We start from the raw sequence: 22,129 nt of genomic DNA on the forward strand, positions 1-22,129 counted from the left end.
CGGAAAACGCAAAGACGGCCGCACCGAATGGCGACCCCCACCGCAGTTGGACACCGGCCAGGCCCGGGTCAACAACTACCACCACCCCGAGCGTTACCTGATCCCCGACGACGGCGCCCACGACGCCAGCGACGACGACCGCGCCGAAAGACCCGACCCCACCGACACCGACCGCGACGCCAACTGACACCGCGGAACCCCACACGCGCGTTTGACGCAAGCTGCGCCGGGTAGCCCGCGAACATGGCACAGGCACGACCGCTCGCACTAGTCACCGGCGCTTCCAGCGGAATCGGATTCGAGCTCGCGAAGCTGTTCGCCGACGACGGCTACGACCTGGTTGTCGCCGCCGACGACGACGCAATCCACGCCTGCGCCGAGAAACTCCGGGCCAGCGGCGGGGAAGTGCGTGCAGAGCAAGTCGACCTTCGTAAACCCGACGACGTGGATCGGCTCTACCGCAGCGTCACCGAGAACGGCCGTCGTCTCGACGCCGCCGCGCTCAACGCCGGCACCGGCGGCGGCGGGCGCTTCGTCGACCGCGGGCTCGAAGAGGACCTCAACACCATCGACCTCAACATAAGAGGCACAACGCATCTGGCCAAGTTCGTACTGCAGGACATGGTGAGCGCGAACTCCGGCAAGGTGCTGTTCACCTCATCCCTGGTGGCGACCATGCCCGGTTCACATCAGACGGTCTACAACGCATCCAAGTCGTTCGTTCAGTCCTTCGCTGAAGCCCTGCAGGACGAACTCCGCGACACCGACGTCACCATCACCGTGCTCATGCCGGGAGCGACGGAAACCAACTTCTTCCGACGCGTCGGCATGCCCGACACGCTCGTGGGTCGGATACCCAAGGACGATCCCGGCAAGGTCGCCAAACAGGGCTACGACGCGTTGATGCGCGGCGAGAAGAAAGTCGTTGCGTCGTCACCACTTTCCAAGGGAATGGGACTGATGAACAAGTTCTTGCCCGATTCGGTCAAAGCCGCGTCCAATCGGCTGATCTCGAGGTGAGTATCCCGACCACCGCCGACGCCGTGGTGATCGGAGCCGGTCACAACGGTCTGGTGGCCGCCGCCATGCTCGCCGACGAGGGCTGGGACGTGGTGGTGCTCGAAGCCCAGGACCAACCCGGCGGCGCGGTCAAGAGCGCCGAACTGTTCCCCGGCTACACCAGCGACCTGTACAGCGCGTTCTATCCGCTCTCGGTGATGTCGCCCGCGCTCAAGGCCCTGCACCTGGAGGACCACGGCCTGCGCTGGTCCCACTCACCCGCCGTCGTCGGGCACGCCCGCAACGCCGAGGACGACGACGCACCGGTCCTCTGGCGTGAACTCGACCGCACCGTCGCCGATCTCAACCGCCGCACCCCCGGCGACGGGGACCGCTGGCGCGACCTGTTCACCCAGTGGCGCCGCATCAGGGAACCGCTGCTCGAGACCTTGTTCTCACCGTTCCCGCCGGTGCGCGGAGCGGTCGGGCTACTGAAGGAACTCGGCACCGCCGAAGCGTTGCGCCTCGCGCACCTGCTCCTGCTGCCGGCGGGGATCATGGCCGAACGACTCTTCGAGGGCGAGGACGCCCGACTCCTGTTGCTGGGCAACGCAATGCACGCCGACGTGCCGATCGACGCCCCCGGCAGCGGCGTCATGGGCTATATGCTGATCATGATGGGCCAGGACGGCGGATTCCCGGTCCCCGTCGGCGGCGCCGGACAACTCACCGCCGCACTGGTCAACCGCGCCACCTCCGCGGGCGCCCGCATCGAATGCGGCCACGAAGTCGAGGCCATCGATGTTCGCGGCCGTCGCGCAGTCTCCGTCAGAACCACCGGCGGCAACACCGTACGCGTACGCCGCGCGGTCATCGCCGACACGTCCGCCCCCGCGCTGTACCGAAACCTGCTGCCCGCCGACGCGCTACCCGCCTCGGTCCTGCAGGACTTCGACCGATTCGTCTGGGACACACCGGTGCTGAAAATCAACTACGCGCTCGACGCGCCGATTCCGTGGCGCTCGAAAAGCCTCAGCGACGCCGGCACCGTCCACCTCGGCGCCGACCACGACGGCCTGATCCGCTGGATGGCCGACCTCAACACCGGCACCGTACCGCTGCACCCGTTCCTGCTGTTCGGCCAGATGACCACCGCCGACCCGACCCGCTCACCGGAGGGCACCGAAAGCGCCTGGGCCTACACGCATCTGCCCCGCGGTGTCGACGACGACGCATCGGCGGACCAGCTGTCGGCCGCCGTTGACGTCGTCTTGGAGAAGCACGCACCCGGATTCAGCGACCACATCGTCGGCAAAACCATCCAGCGGCCGTCCGACCTGCAGGCCAGCGACGCGAATCTGCACGCCGGTGCCGTCAACGGCGGAACATCACAGCTGTTCCAGCAGTTGATCTTTCGACCCATCCCCGGATTCGGCGGCGCCGACACCCCGATCGAGAACGTGTTCCTCGGCAGCGCCGGCGCCTCGCCCGGCGGGGGAGTGCACGGCGTCTGTGGCCGCAACGCCGCCCGCGCCGCGCTCGGCGGCGACGGGAAATTGGGCTGGCCGCGCCGCCAGTTCAACCGCGCAGTCCTGGCTCTGACGACGAAGTGAGCGACAGCGATCGGCTGCACAAAGCACCGCCGATGTTTTCGGCTGGCATGAGCTAGCAACTCGAGGCGATGACGGGCTCGGGAAAGTCGGCGATCTACCAGGTGCCCGCGGTGCTGCTGCCGAAGCCGGTGATCGTCATCTCCCCGCTGATCGCGTTGCAGCACGACCAGATTGCCGCGCTCGAGAAATCCGACGCCGCGGCCGCGGTCGATCGCGGCGACGCCCGCTACGTCTTCCTCGGACCCGAGCAGCTGATGAAGGACGACGTGATGAAGCGCCTCGCCGCGACCGAACCGCACCCGCGTCGAGATGATGCGCTCCTACGCCGAGACCCCTCGAACCGTGCGGCAACTGCGACCGGTGCCGTGACCACACTGCCGCCGACCGCGGCGTCCCGCGCTCGCACCGGGCACGGCGGTCGACCACCGCGAATGGGCGCGGGCACGGTCCTCGGCGGCAACCCGCAACGGCTCACCGTGCGGGCTCCACGCCGAGCAGACGCAAAGTGACCCTCATGCGGCCGAAAACAGGGCACTTTGCGGCTGTTCGCGCGGGATGGGCGGGTGCGCGAAACCGCGGATCAGTAGTCCGGGGTGCTGACGGCCTCGAGCTCCTGCTCCTCCGGCGAGGGCTGAAACGGCTTGGGTGTCGCGGGTGCCGCCGGCTGCGCCGGAGCCGTGCACTCCGCGCCCGAGACGCCGGTCGGGCAGGCGACGTTGCTGGCCCCGGGCGTGTTGGGCACCAGGTAGGGGACGCAGGCGCCGGTGTAGAGGTCGCCTTCCTCCCCGGTGGAGCATCCCGAGTCCTGGGCGACCAGGGGACCCGGCGTGGCCAGGACCGGCGCGATGCTGGACAACGTGGCCGCGACGGTGAACGCGCCGGCGATGATCAGGTTCCGAGCAGACAGCTTTGAGGTTCGCACGCCGACAGTATTGCCTAACCCGTGGCTACATTGGGGAGATGGCTCGGATCCTGATCATCGGCGGCCACGGCAAGGTGGCCATGCACCTGTCCAGAATCCTGCGCGAGCGCGGCGACCAGGTCACGTCGGTGTTCCGCAACCCGGACCACTCCGAGGAGGTCATGGTGACCGGCGCCGAGCCGCTGGTTGCCGACATCGAGCAACTCGACACCGCGGCCCTGGCCGAACTGCTCGACGGGCACGACGCGGTGGTGTTCACCGCAGGCGCCGGTGGCGGCGACCCGGCGCGCACCTACGCGGTGGACCGCGACGCCGCGATCCGCGTGATCGACGCAGCGGGACAGGCCGGCGTTGCCCGGTTCGTGATGGTGTCGTACTTCGGCGCCCGCCCGGATCACGGTGTACCGAAGGACAGCTCGTTCTTCCCCTACGCCGAAGCGAAAGCCGCCGCGGACGCTCACCTGCGCGACAGCGACCTGCGGTGGACGATCCTCGGGCCGGGCCGGCTGACGCTGGAACCCGCGACCGGGCGCATCGCGGTCGGTCCCGACGCCGCCGACGGCGAGGTGTCCCGCGAGGACGTCGCAGCAGTGGCCGCCGCGTGCCTGGCCGACGACTCCACCGTCGGCCGCACCATCGAGTTCAACAACGGCGACGTGCCGATCGCCGAAGCGGTGGCTCAGGGCGCAAAGCGGTAGCCCATCCCGGCCTCGGTCAGCAGATGCACCGGGTGCGACGGGTCGTCCTCGAGCTTGCGCCGCAGCTGCGCCAGGTACACCCGCAGATAGTGGGTCTCTTTGGCGTACGCCGGGCCCCACACCTCTTTGAGTAGCTCCTCGCGACCGACCAGCTTGCCGCGGTTGCGCACCAGCATCTCGAGCATGCCCCATTCGGTGGGCGTCAGATGCACCTCGACACCGTTCTTGGTCACCTTCTTGGCAGCCAGATCGACTGTGAACGAGGAGGTTTCGATCACCGGCTCGTCGGTGTCGACGACCGTGGCCCGTCGCACCGCCGCGCGTAGCCGGGCCAGGAGTTCGTCCATGCCGAACGGTTTGGTCACGTAGTCGTCGGCGCCGGCGTCGAGGGCCTCGACCTTGTCGGTGGAGTCGCCGCGCGCCGACAGCACGATCACCGGCGCGGTCAGCCATCCGCGCAATCCCGCGAGCACATCGATGCCCGACATGTCCGGCAGCCCCAGATCCAGGATGATCACGTCGGGTTTGTGGTCGGCGGCGGTCGTGAGCGCCTCGGCGCCGGTGGCCGCGGTGAACACCTCGTAGCCGCGCACCGACAGGTTGATGCGCAGCGCGCGCACGATCTGCGGTTGGTCGTCGACGACCAGCACCCGCGTCTTGCGTTCGGTCATGGCGCCGCCAGGTCGATCTCGACGGTGAGACCGCCGCCCGGCGTGTCGGTCGCCGAGATCGTGCCGCCCATCGCCTCGACGAACCCGCGCGCGACCGACAGCCCCAGACCCACTCCGCTGGTGTTGTCCTGGTCTCCGAGGCGCTGAAACGGCGCGAACATCTGCTCCTCGGCGCCGCGGGCGATGCCCGGTCCCTCGTCGATCACCGCGATGAGCACCCGGTCGCCGACCCGTCCGGCGGTGACCCGCACCGGTGCGTCGGGGGCGTAGCGCAGCGCGTTGTCGATCAGGTTCGCCAGCACCCGCTCCAGCAGTCCGGCATCGCCGAGCGCCGTCACATCGCCGACGTCGACCTTGACCCGGCGCTTGGATTCGTTGTCCCGCCCGGTGATTTCCAGCAGCGCCCGCTGCACTGTCTCTTCGAGATAGACCTCGCGCAGTTCCGGCTTCACCACCCCGGCGGCCAGGCGCGAGGAGTCGAGCAGGTTGCCGACGAGCGCGGTGAGCTGGTCGACGGACTCCTCGACGGTGGCCAGCAACTCGGCGGTGTCTTCAGGCGAGAAGCCGACGTCGTCGCTGCGCAGGCTCGACACCGCGGCCTTGGCGCCCGCCAGCGGTGTGCGCAGGTCGTGGCTCACCGCAGAAAGCAGTGAGCGCCGCATCTCGTCGGCCTGTGAGATGGCTTCGGCCCTGGCGGCTTCCGCGGTCAGCTCGCGCTGCCTGATGAGGCCGGCGGCCTGCTTGGCGACGGCGGTCAGCACCCGGCGGTCGCGGGCCGCCAACTTGCGGCCGGACAACAGCAGCCAGAACTCGTCGGCGTCGATCGCGGTGTCGGCGGAATCGACATCGACGCACGGGTCCTCGCCGACGCAGGCGACGACACCGCCGGGCGAGCGCAGAATGCTCACCGCGCGTTGGGAATACGTCTCGCGGACGCGTTCGAGCAGCGACTCCAGATCGGCACCATGCAGCACGGAGCCGGCGAACAGCGCGAGCAGCTCGGCCTCCTGCGAGGCGCGTCGGGCCTCGCGCGCACGGTTGGCGGCGCTGTCGACCAACGCCGCCACCGCCACCGCGACCGCGAGCAGCACCACGCTGGTGATCGCGTTGTCGGGCCGCGCGATGTCCAGCGTGTAGCGCGGCTCGATCAGGAAGTAGTTCAGCAGCAGACCGGAGAGCACCGCCGACAATGCCGCAGGCGCAACGCCTCCCAGCAGCGCGACGATGAGCACACCGACGAAGAACAGCGCGCTCTCGCCGCCCACGTCGAGATAGCGGTCGAGGGCAAGCGCCGACAATGCGCACACCGCCGACGGCACGACGAGCGCCGCGCACCAGGACGCGAGGTGTCGTCGCCGTGGGGTGGCGCGGGCCCACAGCGACGGCCTGCGCGCCTCCGGGTGGGTGACCATGTGGACATCGATCGAGCCGGACTGCTGGACCACGGTGGCGCCGATGCCCTCGTCGAAGATCCGCGCCCACCGGGACCGCCGCGAGGTGCCGATCACCAGCTGGGTGGCGTTCTCGTCGCGGGCGAAATCCAGTAGCGCAGTGGGCACGTCGTCGCCGACGACAGTGTGCAGCGTGGCGCCGAGATTGGCGGCCAGCTCACGCACCTTGCCCATCTGCGGTGCGGACACCCCGGACAGGCCGTCTCCGTGGACGACGTGCACCACCATCAGTTCGGCGCTGGACCGTGACGCGATGCGTGATGCGCGCCGCACCAGGGTCTCGGATTCGGGTCCGCCGGTGACCGCGACGACGACGCGCTCGCGGGCCTCCCAGGTGGCGGTGATCGCGTTCTCTTCGCGGTACTTGTCCAGCGCCGCGTCGACCTGATCGGCCAGCCACAGCAGCGCGAGCTCGCGCAGCGCGGTCAGGTTACCGCGGCGGAAGTAGTTCGACAGCGCCGCGTCGATCCGCTCCGGGGAGTAGACATTGCCGTGGGCGAGCCTGCGGCGCAACGCTTCCGGAGTGATGTCGACCAGCTCGACCTGGTCGGCGGCGCGGACCACCTCATCGGGCACCGTCTCCTGCTGTTCGACTCCGGTGATCGTCGCGACGACGTCGTTGAGGCTTTCGAGGTGCTGCACGTTGACCGTCGAGATGACCGTGATGCCCGCGGCGAGCAGTTCCTCGACGTCCTGCCACCGCTTGGGATTGCGGCTGCCGGGGGTGTTGGTGTGGGCGAGTTCGTCGACCAGCACCACCTGGGGGCGACGGCGCAGCACCGCGTCGACGTCGAGTTCGGCCATGCGCTTGCCGCGGTACTCGAGGTAGGTGGGCGGCACGGTCTCGATGCCCGCCAGCAGCTCGGCGGTCTTTGCGCGGCCGTGGGTCTCGACGACTGCGGCGACGACGTCCGTGCCGCGTTCCAGTCGCCGGCGCGCCTCACCGAGCATGGCGTAGGTCTTGCCGACGCCCGGTGCCGCACCGAGGTAGATGCGCAGTTCACCGCGCTTCCTCGACGGCCCGGGCGCGGTGCTCACCTGCCCATCATCCACCCGGATACCGGGCGTCGAGCGCCATGTTCAGTTTCAGCACGTTGACCGTGGGTTCTCCGAGGAAGCCGAGCGTGCGCCCGTCGGTGTGCTCGGCGACGATGCGCCGCACCTCATCGGCGCTGACACCGCGCGCCTTCGCGACCCGGTCGACCTGGATGGCGGCGTAGGCGGGGGAGACGTGCGGGTCGAGGCCGCTGCCGCTGGCGGTGACCGCGTCGGCGGGTACCGCCGGATCGAGGGCCGGGCCGTGGATCGGCACGATCTGGCCGATGCGGTAATCCTCGCCGGGTGCCGCGCATTCGACGCGGACGTTCTCGTAGGTGGCCAGGAACGGGGTCCGGGTCGTCGCGCAGGGTTCGTTGACGCTGACCACCCGCGTCGGCCGGACGACGTTGCCGGCGGCGTCGGGGGGCCCGATCACCGAGAGCACCGCGCCCACACCGTCGCCCGTGCAGAACGGCCGGGCGCCGTCGACGCCGTCGAGTTCGCCGACGGCCTTGCTGCGCTGGCAGACCAGGGTGAGCAGGCTCGGCTTGTCGGGTTGGTCGACGATGCTCTCGGGCCCGAGGTTGCTCGCGCTGGTGGACATCGGGTCGTAGCCGTCGCCGGCGGACGACGGCCGGCTCTGGAAGTATTGCGGCAGCGGGTTGCCATCGGCGTCGGTGAAGGACTGCCCGATCAGGCTGCTGCCCACCGGTTTCCCGTCGACCTCGAGTATCGAGCCGGTGGCGTTGTCGCGCAGGCCGGGCAGCTGGGCGAGCAGCCAGATGAACACGGGGTAGGCGATGCCGAGGATCGCGGTGAGCACGAGCAGCGCGCGCAGCGCAGCCCAGTGCTGGCGGACGAGGGTGGTGAAGGTCATGTCACATTCCCGGGAAGAGTTGGACGATCAGGTCGATCAGTTTGATACCGACGAACGGCGCGATGATCCCGCCGAGGCCGTAGACGTACAGGTTGCGGCTCAACAGTTTCGACGCGCCGCCGGGGGTGTATCGCACACCGCGCAGCGCCAGCGGAATGAGCGCGACGATCACGATCGCGTTGAAGATCACCGCGGACAGGATCGCCGACTGGGGGCTGTGCAGCCGCATGACGTTGAGCAGATCCAGGCCGGGGAACAGGGACACGAACAGCGCGGGGATGATCGCGAAGTATTTGGCGATGTCGTTGGCGATGGAGAACGTCGTGAGCGCGCCACGGGTGATCAGCAACTGCTTGCCGATCTCGACGATCTCGATGAGCTTGGTCGGATCGGAGTCCAGGTCGACCATGTTGCCGGCTTCCTTGGCCGCCGACGTGCCGGTGTTCATCGCGACGCCGACATCGGCCTGCGCGAGCGCCGGGGCGTCGTTGGTGCCGTCGCCGGTCATGGCCACCAACTTGCCGCCGGCCTGTTCCTTGCGGATCAGCGCCATCTTGTCCTCGGGGGTGGCCTCGGCCAGGAAGTCGTCGACGCCGGCCTCGTCGGCGATGGCCTTGGCGGTCAACGGGTTGTCGCCGGTGATCATCACGGTGCGGATGCCCATGCGACGCATCTCGTCGAAGCGTTCCCGCATGCCCTGTTTGACGACGTCCTTGAGGTGGATGACGCCGAGCACCTCGGCGGCCTTCGGGTCGGTGTCGTCGGTGACAACGTGCGCGACGACCAGTGGGGTGCCGCCGGCCGCGGAGATCGAGTCGACGAGATCGCCGAGTTGAGTTGGCACCGTGCCGCCTTCGGAGCGCACCCACTCGACGACGGCTGAGGCGGCGCCCTTGCGTACCCGGTGTTCGCCGATGTCGACGCCGGACATCCGGGTGGTGGCACTGAACTCGACCCAGTGCGCGTCGTCGAGTTCACCGGAGGTGCGCGCCCGCAGCCCGAAGTGCTGTTTGGCGAACACCACGATGGAACGGCCCTCCGGGGTCTCGTCGGCGAGGCTGGCCAATTGTGCTGCGTCGGCGAGGGTTTCGGCGCTCACCCCGGGCAGCGGAACGAACGCCGCCGCCTGCCGGTTGCCCAGCGTGATGGTGCCGGTCTTGTCGAGCAGCAGCGTGTTGACGTCACCGGCCGCCTCGACGGCACGGCCCGACATCGCCAGCACGTTGCGCTGCACCAGGCGGTCCATGCCGGCGATCCCGATGGCCGACAGCAGCGCGCCGATGGTGGTGGGGATGAGGCACACCAGCAGCGCGACCATCGCGATGCCGCTGATCCCGTCGCCGTTGAGCGCCAACGAATCCGGGACACCGGGATTGTTGGCCTTGGAGTAGATCGCCAGGGGTTGCAGCGTGGCGACGGCGAACACGAAGATGATCGTCAGCGACGCGAGCAGGATGTTGAGCGCGATCTCGTTCGGGGTCTTCTGCCGGTTGGCGCCCTCGACGAGCGCGATCATCCGGTCGATGAAACTCTCGCCCTGGCGCTGGGTGATCCGCACGACGAGGCGGTCGGAGAGTACGGTGGTGCCGCCGGTGACGGCGGAGCGGTCGCCGCCGGATTCGCGGATGACCGGGGCGGATTCCCCGGTGATGGCCGATTCGTCGACCGAGGCGATGCCTTCGATCACGTCGCCGTCGCCGGGGATGGTCTGGCCGGCTTCCACCACGACGATGTCGCCCTCGCGCAGCAGCGATGCGGCGACCTCCTCCTCGACGCCCGACTCGATCAGGCGGCGGGCCACGGTGGCGGTGCGGGTGCGACGCAGGCTGTCGGCCTGCGCCTTGCCGCGGCCTTCGGCGACGGCCTCGGCGAGGTTGGCGAACACGACGGTCAGCCACAGCCACACCACGATCAGCCACGCGAACCACGACGGGTTCAGGGCAGTGAGGATGGTGCTCCAGACGGCGCCCAGTTCGACGATGAACATTACGGGGTTACGCCACAGTGTGCGCGGATCGAGTTTGCGTAGAGCGTCGGGGAGGGCCTGCCACAACATCTTCGGGTCGAGCAGCCCGCCCTGCACCCGCTTGGGTGCGTGACGCTGGGCGTGGATGCGATGTTCGATTGCGGTGACGGTCATGGTCAGTGGATTCCTTCGGCGAGGGGACCGAGCGCGAGCATCGGCAGGAAGGTGAGTGTCACCAGGATCAACGTGACGCCGGTGAGCATGCCGACGAACTGCGGACGGTGGGTGGGAAGTGTGCCGACTGACTCGGGCGTCTTGCCCTGCCGGGCCAGCGAACCGGCGAGCGCGAGAACGATGATGATCGGCAGGAAGCGGCCGAAGACCATCGCGAGGCCGAGTGCGGTGTTGTACCACTCGGTGTTGACCGAGATGCCGGCGAACGCCGAACCGTTGTTGTTGCCCGCGGAAGTGAACGCGTAGAGCACTTCGGACAGGCCGTGTGGCCCGGTGTTGAGCATGCCGGCGCGTTGACCGGGCATCGCCATCGCGACAGCGGTGCCGGTGAGCACGATCAGCGGGGTGATCAGGAAGTATGTTGCGGCCAGCTTGATCTCGCGGGGGGTGATCTTCTTGCCGAGGTACTCGGGGGTCCGGCCGACCATCAGACCGGCGACGAAGACGGTGATGATCGCCAGGATCAGCATGCCGTAGAGCCCCGAACCGACACCGCCGGGCGCGATTTCGCCGAGCTGCATGTTGAACAGCGTCATCATGCCGCCGAGGCTGGTGTAGGAGTCGTGGAACGAGTTCACCGCGCCGGTCGACGTCAGCGTCGTCACGTCGGCGAAGACGGCGGAGTTGGCGACGCCGAAGCGTTGTTCGACGCCCTCGGTGGCGGCGCCGACGGCGGTGGGAACGGTTCCGTGGTGCTGCAGTTGGAAGGTCAGGATCAGCGTGACGCTGGTCAGCGCGATGGCGGACATGGCGGCGACGATCGCGTAACCCTGCCTGCGGGATTCGACCATCCGGCCGAAGGTGCGGGGCAGTGAGAACGCGATGCAGGCCATCAGGAAGATCTCGACCCAGTTGGTCCAGGCGGTGGGGTTCTCGAACGGGTGGGCGGAGTTGACGTTGAAGAAGCCGCCGCCGTTGGTGCCGAGTTCTTTGATCACTTCCTGGCTGGCGACGGGTCCGCCGGGGATGGTCTGCTGGGCGCCGTTCAGTGCGGTGACGACCTGGTCGTGCACGGCGAAGTTCTGGATGACGCCGCCGGCAACGAGGATCGTCGCGCCGATTACGGCTATCGGCAACAGGATTCGCAACGTGCCGCGGGTGAGGTCGACCCAGAAGTTGCCGAGGTCGCCGGTGTTGCGGCGGGCCAGGCCGCGGATGAAGGCCATCGCGACGGCCATGCCGACGGCGGCCGAGACGAAGTTCTGCACGGCCAGGCCGGCCATCTGGACGAGGTGGCTCTGGGTGGACTCGCCGGAGTAGGCCTGCCAGTTGGTGTTGGTGACGAAGCTGACCGCGGTGTTCCAGGCGAGGGCCGGCGTCATCGGGGTGGCCGGATCGTCGAGGTGCAGCGGGAGGCGGCCCTGGACGAGTTGCAGAACGAAGAGGAACAGGATGCCGACGGCGGAGAAGGCCAGCACGCTGCGGGCGTAGGAACCCCAGGACTGTTCGGCGCGGGGGTCGGCGCCGATGAGGCGATAGACGAATCGTTCAGCGCGCAGGTGCTTTTCGGTGCTGTAGACGCGGTACATGTAGTCGCCGAGCGGGACGTGGACGGCGGCGAGCGCGACGATCAGCGAGAGCAGGAACAGGATGCCCGCGGTGGTGGTGGACATCAGAACCGCTCCGGGAACAGCAGCGCGGCGAACAGGAAGATCGCGACGAGGACCGCCAGCACGAGGCCGACGGTGTTGGCGTAGCTCACAGGCGCTCCACCAACCGTTGCACCAGGCCGAGGACGGCGAAGACGCCGACGGTCAGCACGGTGTAGACCACTACGGACATGTCACTCCGAGACGTTTACGACCCGCCGGATCTCGGCGGCCTGGTTCAAGGAAACGCCCAGTTCAGAGGGGCTGCGAGCGCCTTGACGGTTTCTTGACGCCTTCCCCCGGCGTCTTAACGCTTCTTGTCGGCCGAACGTGGGTTACCCGCACGCTTTGAGCGGCCGAAGCGGTCATTGATCCCACACTCGGCGGGGTGGGTCCGATTTGGCGCAACGCTGGCACCGATGTGCGTCGTAGTCTGGAATGGCTAAGTGGGGATAGATGGTGGCAAAAGACTTGGACGTGGATGCGAGCGGGTTGATGTCTGCGGCCGCTGACAGCGTCGCTGTCGCCGGTGATGTGCTCGCCGGTGGCTTTGACGGTCCGGTGACTGCTCGCCCGAGTGGTGCGGGAATCGCCGCATTTGAAGCGGCAAGTGCCACCGCACGTACGCGTGTTTCTGTTCGTATCGCAGGTCAGGCCGGTGCTGTCGCTGCGGCAAGCGATCACTATGACGCCACGGACGGGGGCAGTGCCGACGCTATCTCGGTGACCATGTGAGCCCGGCGGCCGCACCAATGGGTCCACCCAGCAGGTCGGGCGTCGAGGCCTGGGACAGTTCAGAGCTCGATGCTTCCGCTACCCGCTGGCGGACATTGGCAGGCGTACTGGAATCAGCGTTCGAGCAGCACAGGCAGAACATCCTGACCCCCGGCGGCACCTCATGGGAAGGTGACGCCAAAGATGCCGCTGTGAACCGAGTAACCGCGGATACCTCGGTCGTGCGTCGGCAGGGCGATGTGCATCGCGAAGCTGCCGATACCGCCACGCGTGGCAGTGAGGACATCCGGGGTGCTCGCAGTCGCGTGCTCGAAGCGATCGCTGACGCCGAGCAGGACGACTTCACCGTGGGTGAGGACCTCTCGGTAACCGACAACCGTGCCTACGACGAGGAGATGCCGCCGCCCGCATGAGGGCTGCGACCGAGCACGCGGAATTCATCCGATGGCGGGCTGAGCAGCTCGTCGCCACCGACGCCCTGATCGGGCAGCAGCTTAAAGCGAAGGCTGCTGACCTGGAAGGAGTTCGGTTCGAAGGTGATCGCGGTGGAAATGAGACCGATCCGACGATCCGGCTCGTGGACAACAAGACTGAGGACACCGGCTCTAGCGCCGAGTCGTCAGAGAACACGGACGCGGGATCGTTACCGAAGGAATCTGCGGGCAGCTGGCAGGGCATGTTGGTACCCGAGGGGTCCTCTGAAAGAGCTGAAGGCGCCGAAGCAGGTGAGTCGCCGTTGGAGGCGATGCTCGGTGAAGGAAAGACCGCAGAGGGGCAACAGCCGTCGAACCTGGACGAGGCGTTGACGGAAGTCGCGGGGAAACCGGTCGAAACACCGCCTACGGCGGTGGAGCGCATCCTCAATCCGCACGCTGGAACTGGCAGGGAAGAGGATCGCCGGTACACGCGACACCCCTTGGAGGCGCCCATCGTTGGCGCCGATCCGTCAGTGATTAGTGATCAGCAGGCCAGGGTGGACGCTGCGCGTGAGAGCGTGGCGTCGGCTCAAGGCGCGCTCGACGATGCGCTGGCTCAGTCGACTGTCGCTGTTGCGGGTGCCGGCCCGACCCGCGACCAACTCGACGCTTTGGGACAGGCCTTGTTTGATGTACGCGGTGAGGTAACCACTCAGACCGAGGTTCTGGAGAATCTCAACGCGGCGGCCGGTGAAGTCGGTCAGGGGCGCGTGCCGATCCCGGCGCTTCCAGAGAATGCCGATGTACAAGCGTTTCCTGCGGAGCCTTCCGCGTTCGCCGAGGGAAGCCGTGCACTGAGCGAGGGCAGTTTCGGTTTGATTCCCGATGTCGCCCACGACATCGATGTCTTTCGAAATTGGAGCGAAGCCTCACTCGAGGATCGGATTGGTGCTGTGCTCGACGTGGCCGGGGTGGCACCCATCCCTGGCGGCAAGTTCGTCACAGAGGGTCTCGAACACGCTGTTGACGCCTTCAACGCCGGGCGCCACGTCGACGACGCCCTGGACGCCGGCAGTGCGGGCGCACATCACCTACCCGACACGCCATCGGCTCCCCATATCGACCACACCCCGGATGCGGGCGGACCGCCCGGTGGAGGCGGTGCCGACGCAGGGCCTGTCGGTAACTTCGGGTTTGAGGATGCCACCGCGATCTTGCAGAGCAGTGAAGCGAATGGGGGACACCTCATCGAGCGTCATGTTGGAATGACCCCTGACGATTTAGCGGCACGGATGGAGTCGTCTGGCCTACAGACGGTCTCCACTTTCGCAACATCTGATGAAGCGGCATCGGCGGTCAGCGCCGCCATCCGAGAGAATCAGGACCTGTTGAACAGTTGGGTCGCGGAGGGGGCACCTCGCAAACTTGAGTTGGATGCACCGTTCGATGGCGGTTCCGTACTGGTGCAAGGAGCGACCGAGGCCGTGACAGGTAGCACCGTTAGAGTTGTTCTGAAAGGTGATGGAAATGGCGGGTGGTACGTGCTAACAGGGTTCCCTAAACCATGAATGACGGGTCGATCTCTCGCGAGCTGTACCAGTTTCTGGCTACCAATTTTCACCAGGACTGGGACCTTGAAGCGGACGACTGGCAGGGAATCGTTGACAACTATGTCGACGCAGATCCGACGCCTGCGCCACTGCAGCTGTTGGCTGAGCAGATTGACGAGCTGCGTGGATCTCGTCAGGAGCCGGAGCTAAAGGAATTTCTCGTCCGTCAAGTCGGGGTGGACTACGGCCCAGCGCCGTTGACGTATGGCGAATGGTTGAAAGAGATCGCTAACCGACTCCGGCTGCGTAGCACCCAGACTGGCCCTGGGACTACACCTCCGCAGGTTTGACAACGAATTGGTAGGAGTGATGCGGAAACGGCCGTGAACGACGATTCGATGTCGGAGGAGTTACGCCATTTCTTCGGCGCCTACTTCCACGAGGATTGGGGCCTGGAAGCCGCAGACTGGCAAGAGGTTGTCGACAGTTACGTGCAGGATGAAGAGCCCTCTGTGGACCTGCTCCGATCGTTGGTCCATGAGATCGATGATGTGAGTGCTAGGTCCGCCGAGTCCGATATGAGGCGACTCGTGACGCGCACGTTAGAGGCCAACTATTACCCACTGCCGGAATTCACCTACACAGAGTGGGTCAGGCAGGTCGCTGCACGGCTGCGCAAGCATGCCAACGAGATTGACGGTCGTACTGCGTCGTCTGATGAATAGCCTCGGCGTCTGAAAGTGCGGAGGGTGCGTCAGGTGTCCGAATACACATCACTCGCGAAAAAGTGGGTCGACGTGACCAGAAGTATCGCCGCAGGTTCGTGGGATGGCGTCGTATGCCCCAAGAATGCTGACGCGGATGTGTTGATCGAGGTCCGTGAACAGGGCAGTGGCGCCGACGATGCTCGGTTTGAGTACTGGGTCCACTGCCCGGGATGCAGCGCTGAGATCTACTTTCACAGCAAGGATCGGTACGGTCCGGTGACTCCTTCGGCCAGCTAGATTTCGCCAGGTCGTAGCCGCTATCCGACCGCAGATTGCGGCGGGCAGCTTCCGTGATGGCCACCTATAAGGCGGATGACTATCACGGATTACTGCGGAATGTTCAGGCCGTGACGACCCGGAACGAGCGAGCGGGGATCGACGACCGTTGGCACAAGCGCGTCAAGGATCCGGACGGCACGATGCGCACCGAGAGATCTGCGGTATGCGGCAAGGTCTCCCGCTGGCGTGTCAGGTGGGTCGACGCCACCGGAGCCGAGCGGACGAAGAGTTTCCAGCGCAAGCCGGATGCGCAGGCTTATCTGAACGGACTCACTGCGGATGTCCAGCGCGGGGAGTATGTCGACCCCCGTAAGAGCGCGGAGACGTTTGGCTCGGTCGCCGAACGGTGGTTCGCCACCAAGCAGCACCGCAAGCCGAAAACCGTTGCAGGATATCGCTCTTTGCTCGACACGGTGGTACTGCCTAAGTGGGAGAACGTACCGCTGAAACGGCTTGACTATGAGTCATATTCACGTGGCTGGGAGCGCTTTCGGTTGACGGTGGGCAGCGCCGTGCGGGCTTATCTGCAAGTCGGATCACCCAGGCTCACCAACTGGTCGGCGCTGTCCGCAAGTACGTGCAACGGATCGGCAAGGTCGCCAAGAACGTCGCCCATGAGATCAAGCGGGACCAAGATTTTCCGGAACAGGCCGAGCGGGAGCGGCGCTACCTGAGCCACGCCGAGCTTCTGATGCTGGCCAAGGCCGCTGATCGTTTCGAGACCCTGACACTGGTCCTGGGCTACAGAGGGCCGAGGTCGGCGAACCGGTCGCGTTGCGGCGCCGGCATGTGGGGGATCGGGTGCTGACGGTGCGCTCGTCCGCGACCGCGGTCACCGGTAAGGTCATCGTGGAGTCGACGACAAAGACCAGGCGTGATCGCCACGTGCCAGTCCCTGAACCTGTCTGGAAGAAACTCACGGTCGAGTTGCCCGCCGACCCGAATGCGGTGGTGTTCCCGAGTCGCAAGGGCGCTACCTGCCACTCGGTGAATACCGCTGGGCTTTCGACAAGGCGTGCGCAGAAGTCGGTATCGACGGGCTGGTACCGCACGGTCTGAGACACACCACCGCGTCGCTGGCGACCAGCGCAGTCGCCAACGTCAAGGTCGTGCAGAGACTGCTCGGACACGCGACCGCCGCGATGACCCTCGACCGCTACGGCCATCTCCTCATCGGCGATTTAAGCGGTGTGGCCGACGCGCTGGGCAAGGCGATCCACAGTACTGCGGTATCGCTGCGTTAGTCAGGACGAGGAAACGAGGCTGAAACAGCCTGAAGTACCCTCTGAGCTGCGACGCCCCCATAGCCCAATTGGCAGAGGCAGCGGACTTAAAATCCGCCCAGTGTCGGTTCGAGTCCGACTGGGGGCACGGGTGTCGACGCAGGTAGGGGCCATTTCTCGGCCGTCGTACCATGGGGTCGGCTATGCCGGAAGTGATATGTTCGGCTTCCGAGACGGTCATGCCGGGAGCGCCCATTGCCGACGATTCTGCAGATGAGGACACTTGTCGCGGTCGCGGAACACGGCGGTTTCACCGCGGCGGGTTATGAATTGGGCATATCCCAGCCTGCGGTCAGCCGAGCGATCGCCGCCCTGGAGAAGGAGCTCGGTACGCCCTTGCTGCACCGGGGGCGCGACGGTATCGCGCTGACCCAAGCCGGATCTGTGGCGCTGGCTCATGCACGAGAAGCGCTGCGCCACATCAGGTTGATGCGTGACGAAGCCGCCGCGTCGACAGGGCAGTTGGTCGGCACGCTGAGCCTGGCGAGCCTCCCGAGCGTCACCGCCTCACTCATCGCACCGCACATCAAGACCTTCACTCAGCGCTATCCCGCCGTCGAGTTCCGACTCCTCGAGGGCAGCGAGGAGGAAGTGCGCGACTGGTTGGACGGAGGCGCGGCAGAGGTGGGTGTGGTCAGCCTCCCCATCCACGGGCTGGACTCCGTCGTCCTCGGAGAGCAGGACATGGTCGCGGTGGTTCCGGCCGACCACCGCCTCGCCGGCCTCAGCGCCCTGCGCTACACCGACCTGGCCACCGAGCCCTTCATCTGGTCGACCGGCGGATGTGCATCGGCGTTCGCGCCGGTGGCGCAGACCGAGGGCGTCGAATTCGACGTGGCGTTCGAAGCGCGGTCAATGTCGGCGGTGCTGGAAATCGCCCGCGCCGGGCTCGGCGTCAGCATCATGCCAAGCGCCGGACTGCCCGAACTCCCCGACGGTGTCGTCGTGCGCACACTGGTGCCCAGAACGGTCCGGAAACTCGGTGTAGCTGCCTCGGCCAGCGCATCAGCGCCCGCGCGGGCCTTTCTCGAACACGTCTCGCAGCACTGAACCGCTCAGCCACCAGAGGTCGTCGGCACCGAGGTGGGAACCGGATCCCACTCGGCCCTACCGTCCGCGGTGGTGACCACGCGCCCGAACGACCGATCGCCGAAGTGGATGCCGAACCCGATGGTGTGCGGTACCGACAACTCCGCGAGCAGCCGCTGCCGCGCCGAGAAGACGCCAGCCGCATCCGAGTCAGCGGCTGACAACAACTCGGGATGGGTTATCTGCACCGGATTGTGGAAGGCGTCCCCGAACGCCACCAGTCGGTTACCTGCCGGCGACGTGACGACATAAGCCGTGTGTCCCGGGGTGTGCCCACCGGTCACGACAGCGCGCACACCGTAAGCGACCGCTGCACCGTCGGCGATGAACTCGGCATCGCCGTGGGCCGCCAACTGTTCGACGATCTGCCCGGCGACGGCGCCATCGTCGCCGGACTCCTGGTGGCTGTGCGGGGCCCATTCCTGGGCGGACAGCACATAGCGCGCAATCGGGAATGTCTTCAGCCCGTTGATGTACGCCCATCCAGCGTGGTCGAAGTGCAGATGCGTGAACGCCACCACATCGATGTCGCCGACCCCGACATCGAGGGCGTCGAGCACGTCGAGCAGCGTGCCGCAGTCCGCGTGGCCGAAAACGAAATCTCCTCGCATCACGCCGACGCCCGCGTCGATCAGGATGGTGTCGTCCGGCGTTTGCACCAGGAGGCCACCCACTCCCACGGCGAGCTCACCCGTCGCTGTCAGTGAATCCTCGAAGTACTCGGCAGGCGCCGTGGGAAAGAAGATCTCCGGACGCGTAATCAGCACACCATCGACAACGAAAGTAGCTCTTATACCGTCGAATTCGACCGACTGTGCTACTGCTGAACCCCCGCGCCGACCGATCGACAGATCCGGTGTGTCGCTCATGAGCCGATGCTTCCGCCGCCGTCGACCCGGATCACCTGGCCGGTGATGTAACCGGCGTCCTCGTCGAGCAGGCTGCAGATCGCATGAGCGATCTCTTGAGGTGTGCCCACCCGGTGCATCGCGATGGTCTCCAGAAAGCGCGCCTCACGTTCTGACCCGATCGGGCTTCTCTCGCGGTACATCTCGGTCTCGGTGGGCCCGGGCGCGACTGCGTTGACCGTGATACCCGTCAACGCCAATTCGTTCGCCCAGATCCGCGTACATGCCTCCAGCGCAGCCTTCGCCGCGGCGTACGGGGTGCGTTCCGGGGTACCCAGTGTGGTCAGGCTCGTGACATTGACGATCCGTCCCCACCGCGCGGCAAGCATGCCCGGCAACGCTGCCTGCACCACTTGGATGGCCGTCCGCACGTTCAGGTCGTAGGTGTCGGACAGATGATCGAGATCGATGTCGCCGATGCGACCGAACCGCGCGAACCCGAAGTTGTTGACCACGGCGTCGACGGGTGCGCTCGCCACGATGGTCTCCAGCACCTCCGCGGTGGCGTTCCGGTCGGCGAGGTCCACCCGATGAAACTCGCCCGGGAAGTCGGACGGTTCGGTGCGCGCGAGGCCGATCGGGATGGCGCCACCCGCGGCAACCTTTCTCGCGGTCGCCATTCCGATGCCCTTGGAGGCGCCCGTGATGAGTACTCGGCGCGTTGACATGAGTTCCTCCTCTGTTGCTCCAGCAGTCATGTCAACGCCGCAACCGCCGCAGATCTATAAGCCTCGTGTTATGGGGACATGCCACGGACCGGATCGACCTCCTGCGGCTCGACTGGCCGAAGATGGCCACGACATTGCCCAGACGGACTACGCCGCAGCGAGAAAGACCCCGGTATCGGACGACGACGTGCTCGGCTGCTTGAGCTCGGCGATGATCGTCTCGTAGTCGTCGGTCTGCCACGCCTTCGTGAAGGCATTCAGCGGATCCTTCGTCGGCTGATTGTGTCTGTTCAGACGCCACGAGGGCAGTGGGCCGCGAGCGCGATGAGCTGCAATTCCGTCGCGAGGGTGCTCATGGCGTCCGCATCGCGGGGATGCAGGCGTTCCAGGGCGCAGAAGGTCAGGTGGTCGGCGATCATCATGCGGCGCACGTGCGATTGGGGCAGTTCGCCGGTCAGCGGTCCGGCCGGCAGGACTTCGGTCAACGCGAACGCGGTACCCACCATGAGCGGGCCGACCGCGGGCGGCATCGAGCACGGATCGCCGGTGGCGGGGAGGTCGGCCGCGCCCGCTACGGCAGCAACGCGATGGTCGGGCGACGCGTCGAGCAGATGGTGGATCGCTGCATCGACGGAACAGCGCAGTCGCTTCAGCATGGCCGTCCAGCGACCGGTGGAGACGGCGGCCACCACCGCTGCAGCCCGTCGCGCCGGCCGCGGGTAGGGTGCGGGCGCCCCGAAGGCCGCGCACAGGGACTCGGTCGTCGTGATCGCGATATAAGCGATTGCGGCCCGGGCGCCGCGGCTGCGGATGCACGGGCCGAGCCGGGCCAGCAGGGCGAAGCTCCCCAGCGCGGAGACCAGCATGCGCTGCAGTACCGCCTGTGTCCGGTCGCCGCCGTGCAGCACCAGTTCGCCGACCTCCCAGTCGTCGGCCAACTCGACTGCGGCGCCTACGCATCCGGCCAACTCGCCCAAGTCGGCCTCGGCGCAGACCCCCTCAGTGACCAGCTCGCATACGTAGAGCACCGCCGGCCCGAGCGCTCCCACGCCGTGAGCGCGACCGACATCGACCAACAACCGGCCGACCCGCTCCTGTCCCTCGAAAGGCAGTTCCGACAGCAACACTCGCACATCGCGCAGGCGCTCGGTCAGCACGGGGCCCACCGCCGGCTGCGGCAATGCATCGGTGTCACCGTTCAGGTAACCGACGACGCGGTGGTTGCTGTAGGTGTTCAGTATCCGGCAGGCCAGCAGGGCTGTGGTGGCCTCGGCCCGTAGGTTCGCGGGAAGGAAACGCACCGCGACGTCGAGGCTGCGGGCCGCCCTCACCGGGACACCACCCGAACGGCGAGTTGACGCAACCGTTCATGTGCGGGGGAGGGTGGGAGCGCGTTGATCGCGCGGCAGGCATTGCGCGCAGCGCGGGCGGCGACGGCACGGGCAGCGCGCGTGGCGCCGCTGCTCACCAGGTCGGCCTGCAGGTCGACACTCTCCGTCACCCTGGAAAGCCACATCTCATGGGCGCCGGGCCGCATACCCAGCCATTCGATCACCGGCCAGGTCGGCACCCGGCGGTCGAGGTCGCCGCCAGCCTCCTTGCCCAGCGAGGGGCCGCCCTCGATGTCGCGGACGTCGTCCATGATCTGAAAGGCGAGCGCGAGTTGGTCCGCGTACCGCATCAGCGCGCACAACTGGTTGCGGTCGAGGCCGCCGGCCGTACCGCCGTACGAGCAGGCCAGCCGGAACAGCGTGCCGGTCTTTGCCCCGGCCACCAGCTCGTAATGCCGGCGCATGGCGACGTCGTCCACCGCGGGCGGCATGGTCTCGATGAGCTGCCCGAAGGACAGATCCGAGATGCGGTCGAAGTAGGTGACACCGGATTCCTCACCGAGCCGTGCGAACACCTCTGGATGGTCGGCCAGTACCTGCGCGAGCGTCTCCAAAGCCTTGCCGAGCAGATGGAATCCCGCCTGGGCGGCGGTGCGGACGCCGAACACGGCTGGTACTGACGGCGCATCGCGCCTCGACAGCGATCCGTCGCAGATGTCGTCGTGAACCAGCGATGCCTCGTGGATCATCTCGATCGCACACGCCACATCGACGCAACCGCGCAGCGGCACCGCGGAAGCCGAGGGCAGCAGACTGGCGCAGGACAAGACCATCGTGGCTCGGAGCCGTTTACCCGGGGCAGCCAGGATGTGCCGATAGATGGCGTCGAAACCACAGCCGCTGATCAGGATTTCGCGTAACCGATCCGCGACCAGGGGCAACTGTTCGCATGGGTCGGTCGGCGTCATCGTTGCTGTTGCGATGCCATTGCTTCCCACAACGACATCGTCGTCGCTCTGTGACCCAAGCAGCACAGTGGTCTGCT

Annotated in this window: 22 protein-coding genes, 1 tRNA gene and 2 pseudogenes; 14 read left to right on the plus strand and 11 right to left on the minus strand. The window is 66.8% G+C overall.

Features of this window, described 5'->3' with window-relative positions; genetic code table 11:
- The 4 genes and pseudogenes from BHQ18_RS30605 to BHQ18_RS30950 all read left to right on the plus strand — a co-directional run.
- A pseudogene (locus BHQ18_RS30605) lies at positions 1–187 on the plus strand (HNH endonuclease signature motif containing protein); the annotation flags it as partial.
- A gap of 56 nt (positions 188–243) precedes the next feature.
- Positions 244–1,020, plus strand: coding sequence for an SDR family NAD(P)-dependent oxidoreductase (locus BHQ18_RS23065; protein WP_069415983.1), 777 nt, complete (start codon positions 244–246; stop codon positions 1,018–1,020).
- Positions 1,017–2,612 (plus strand): phytoene desaturase family protein, encoded by a 1,596-nt coding sequence (locus BHQ18_RS23070; RefSeq protein WP_069415984.1) that lies wholly within the window; start codon positions 1,017–1,019, stop codon positions 2,610–2,612. The genes BHQ18_RS23065 and BHQ18_RS23070 overlap by 4 nt, the downstream gene beginning before the upstream one ends.
- 68 nt (positions 2,613–2,680) lie before the next feature.
- Complete coding sequence (locus BHQ18_RS30950; RefSeq protein WP_069415985.1) at positions 2,681–3,121, plus strand: hypothetical protein; 441 nt, start codon at positions 2,681–2,683, stop codon at positions 3,119–3,121.
- 71 nt (positions 3,122–3,192) lie between these two features.
- Here BHQ18_RS30950 and BHQ18_RS23080 read toward each other — a convergent pair whose 3' ends face one another.
- Positions 3,193–3,534 carry a hypothetical protein gene (locus tag BHQ18_RS23080; RefSeq protein WP_069415986.1) on the minus strand — a complete coding sequence of 114 codons (342 nt, stop codon included), beginning with the start codon at positions 3,532–3,534 and terminating at the stop codon, positions 3,193–3,195.
- A gap of 38 nt (positions 3,535–3,572) precedes the next feature.
- On the opposite strand from BHQ18_RS23080, the gene BHQ18_RS23085 reads away from it, so the two are divergent.
- On the plus strand, positions 3,573–4,232 hold the full coding sequence (locus BHQ18_RS23085; RefSeq protein ID WP_069415987.1) for an SDR family oxidoreductase: 660 nt from the start codon (positions 3,573–3,575) through the stop codon (positions 4,230–4,232).
- Here BHQ18_RS23085 and BHQ18_RS23090 read toward each other — a convergent pair.
- The 6 genes from BHQ18_RS23090 to kdpF are packed head-to-tail and all read right to left on the minus strand — an operon-like array spanning position 4,214 to position 12,171.
- Positions 4,214–4,903, minus strand: coding sequence for a response regulator (locus tag BHQ18_RS23090; protein ID WP_069415988.1), 690 nt, complete (start codon positions 4,901–4,903; stop codon positions 4,214–4,216). The genes BHQ18_RS23085 and BHQ18_RS23090 overlap by 19 nt on opposite strands.
- Positions 4,900–7,413 (minus strand): DUF4118 domain-containing protein, encoded by a 2,514-nt coding sequence (locus BHQ18_RS23095; RefSeq protein ID WP_234794283.1) that lies wholly within the window; start codon positions 7,411–7,413, stop codon positions 4,900–4,902. Before BHQ18_RS23095 ends, BHQ18_RS23090 begins: the two co-directional genes overlap by 4 nt.
- Positions 7,400–8,269: a potassium-transporting ATPase subunit C gene (locus tag BHQ18_RS23100; RefSeq protein ID WP_069415990.1), complete on the minus strand. Its 870-nt coding sequence runs from the start codon at positions 8,267–8,269 to the stop codon at positions 7,400–7,402. The genes BHQ18_RS23095 and BHQ18_RS23100 overlap by 14 nt, the downstream gene beginning before the upstream one ends.
- A 1-nt stretch (position 8,270) precedes the next feature.
- Entirely contained in the window at positions 8,271–10,409 is a 2,139-nt protein-coding gene (gene kdpB / locus BHQ18_RS23105; RefSeq protein WP_069415991.1) for a potassium-transporting ATPase subunit KdpB, read from the minus strand.
- Positions 10,410–10,411: 2 nt separating this feature from the next.
- Entirely contained in the window at positions 10,412–12,082 is a 1,671-nt protein-coding gene (gene kdpA, locus BHQ18_RS23110; protein ID WP_069415992.1) for a potassium-transporting ATPase subunit KdpA, read from the minus strand.
- Entirely contained in the window at positions 12,082–12,171 is a 90-nt protein-coding gene (kdpF, locus tag BHQ18_RS29285; RefSeq protein ID WP_084294285.1) for a K(+)-transporting ATPase subunit F, read from the minus strand. The genes kdpA and kdpF overlap by 1 nt, the downstream gene beginning before the upstream one ends.
- 346 nt (positions 12,172–12,517) lie before the next feature.
- On the opposite strand from kdpF, the gene BHQ18_RS29910 reads away from it, so the two are divergent.
- From BHQ18_RS29910 to BHQ18_RS23150, 9 genes and pseudogenes are all read left to right on the plus strand, one after another.
- The gene (locus BHQ18_RS29910; protein ID WP_131815724.1) at positions 12,518–12,793 is read left to right on the plus strand and encodes a hypothetical protein; all 276 of its coding nucleotides are present in this window, start codon (positions 12,518–12,520) and stop codon (positions 12,791–12,793) included.
- Positions 12,790–13,206: a hypothetical protein gene (locus BHQ18_RS30615; protein ID WP_234794277.1), complete on the plus strand. Its 417-nt coding sequence runs from the start codon at positions 12,790–12,792 to the stop codon at positions 13,204–13,206. Before BHQ18_RS29910 ends, BHQ18_RS30615 begins: the two co-directional genes overlap by 4 nt.
- Positions 13,203–14,777: an RNase A-like domain-containing protein gene (locus BHQ18_RS29295; protein WP_234794278.1), complete on the plus strand. Its 1,575-nt coding sequence runs from the start codon at positions 13,203–13,205 to the stop codon at positions 14,775–14,777. The genes BHQ18_RS30615 and BHQ18_RS29295 overlap by 4 nt, the downstream gene beginning before the upstream one ends.
- Positions 14,774–15,109 (plus strand): contact-dependent growth inhibition system immunity protein, encoded by a 336-nt coding sequence (locus tag BHQ18_RS23125; RefSeq protein ID WP_069415994.1) that lies wholly within the window; start codon positions 14,774–14,776, stop codon positions 15,107–15,109. Before BHQ18_RS29295 ends, BHQ18_RS23125 begins: the two co-directional genes overlap by 4 nt.
- Positions 15,110–15,142: 33 nt before the next feature.
- Positions 15,143–15,484, plus strand: a complete 342-nt coding sequence (locus tag BHQ18_RS23130; RefSeq protein ID WP_069415995.1) for a contact-dependent growth inhibition system immunity protein — start codon at positions 15,143–15,145, stop codon at positions 15,482–15,484.
- Between the two features lie 335 nt (positions 15,485–15,819).
- Positions 15,820–16,479, plus strand: coding sequence for a hypothetical protein (locus tag BHQ18_RS30855; protein ID WP_131815725.1), 660 nt, complete (start codon positions 15,820–15,822; stop codon positions 16,477–16,479).
- Positions 16,480–16,606: 127 nt separating this feature from the next.
- Positions 16,607–17,049 (plus strand): annotated as a pseudogene (locus tag BHQ18_RS30860) (tyrosine-type recombinase/integrase).
- Between the two features lie 53 nt (positions 17,050–17,102).
- Positions 17,103–17,176 (plus strand) — tRNA-Leu (locus tag BHQ18_RS23145).
- Positions 17,177–17,301: 125 nt separating this feature from the next.
- Positions 17,302–18,138 carry a LysR family transcriptional regulator gene (locus tag BHQ18_RS23150; RefSeq protein ID WP_234794279.1) on the plus strand — a complete coding sequence of 279 codons (837 nt, stop codon included), beginning with the start codon at positions 17,302–17,304 and terminating at the stop codon, positions 18,136–18,138.
- 5 nt (positions 18,139–18,143) lie between these two features.
- Here the strand turns inward: BHQ18_RS23150 and BHQ18_RS23155 are convergent, their stop codons facing one another.
- The 4 genes from BHQ18_RS23155 to BHQ18_RS23170 all read right to left on the minus strand — a co-directional run bounded on the left by BHQ18_RS23155 (position 18,144) and on the right by BHQ18_RS23170 (position 22,052).
- The gene (locus tag BHQ18_RS23155; protein ID WP_234794280.1) at positions 18,144–18,944 is read right to left on the minus strand and encodes an MBL fold metallo-hydrolase; all 801 of its coding nucleotides are present in this window, start codon (positions 18,942–18,944) and stop codon (positions 18,144–18,146) included.
- 98 nt (positions 18,945–19,042) lie between these two features.
- Positions 19,043–19,753 (minus strand): SDR family oxidoreductase, encoded by a 711-nt coding sequence (locus tag BHQ18_RS23160; protein ID WP_069415999.1) that lies wholly within the window; start codon positions 19,751–19,753, stop codon positions 19,043–19,045.
- Positions 19,754–20,043: 290 nt separating this feature from the next.
- On the minus strand, positions 20,044–21,084 hold the full coding sequence (locus BHQ18_RS23165) for a hypothetical protein (protein WP_069416000.1): 1,041 nt from the start codon (positions 21,082–21,084) through the stop codon (positions 20,044–20,046).
- Positions 21,081–22,052, minus strand: coding sequence for a polyprenyl synthetase family protein (locus tag BHQ18_RS23170; protein WP_069416001.1), 972 nt, complete (start codon positions 22,050–22,052; stop codon positions 21,081–21,083). Before BHQ18_RS23170 ends, BHQ18_RS23165 begins: the two co-directional genes overlap by 4 nt.
- Positions 22,053–22,129 lie beyond the last annotated feature (77 nt).

The sequence above is a fragment of the Mycolicibacterium flavescens genome (assembly GCF_001722335.1).
GTDB classification, from domain to species: Bacteria; Actinomycetota; Actinomycetes; order Mycobacteriales; family Mycobacteriaceae; genus Mycobacterium; species Mycobacterium flavescens.

Bases quoted from the DNA above. Each gene is read 5' to 3' on its own strand.
- BHQ18_RS23065 (WP_069415983.1), top strand. From the start codon at position 244: ATGGCACAGGCACGACCGCTCGCACTAGTCACCGGCGCTTCCAGCGGA.
- BHQ18_RS30950 (WP_069415985.1), top strand. From the start codon at position 2,681: ATGACGGGCTCGGGAAAGTCGGCGATCTACCAGGTGCCCGCGGTGCTG.
- BHQ18_RS23085 (WP_069415987.1), top strand. From the start codon at position 3,573: ATGGCTCGGATCCTGATCATCGGCGGCCACGGCAAGGTGGCCATGCAC.
- BHQ18_RS23090 (WP_069415988.1), bottom strand. From the start codon at position 4,903: ATGACCGAACGCAAGACGCGGGTGCTGGTCGTCGACGACCAACCGCAG.
- BHQ18_RS23100 (WP_069415990.1), bottom strand. From the start codon at position 8,269: ATGACCTTCACCACCCTCGTCCGCCAGCACTGGGCTGCGCTGCGCGCG.
- kdpB (WP_069415991.1), bottom strand. From the start codon at position 10,409: ATGACCGTCACCGCAATCGAACATCGCATCCACGCCCAGCGTCACGCA.
- kdpA (WP_069415992.1), bottom strand. From the start codon at position 12,082: ATGTCCACCACCACCGCGGGCATCCTGTTCCTGCTCTCGCTGATCGTC.
- BHQ18_RS29295 (WP_234794278.1), top strand. From the start codon at position 13,203: ATGAGGGCTGCGACCGAGCACGCGGAATTCATCCGATGGCGGGCTGAG.
- BHQ18_RS23125 (WP_069415994.1), top strand. From the start codon at position 14,774: ATGAATGACGGGTCGATCTCTCGCGAGCTGTACCAGTTTCTGGCTACC.
- BHQ18_RS30855 (WP_131815725.1), top strand. From the start codon at position 15,820: ATGGCCACCTATAAGGCGGATGACTATCACGGATTACTGCGGAATGTT.
- BHQ18_RS23150 (WP_234794279.1), top strand. From the start codon at position 17,302: ATGAGGACACTTGTCGCGGTCGCGGAACACGGCGGTTTCACCGCGGCG.
- BHQ18_RS23160 (WP_069415999.1), bottom strand. From the start codon at position 19,753: ATGTCAACGCGCCGAGTACTCATCACGGGCGCCTCCAAGGGCATCGGA.
- BHQ18_RS23170 (WP_069416001.1), bottom strand. From the start codon at position 22,052: ATGACGCCGACCGACCCATGCGAACAGTTGCCCCTGGTCGCGGATCGG.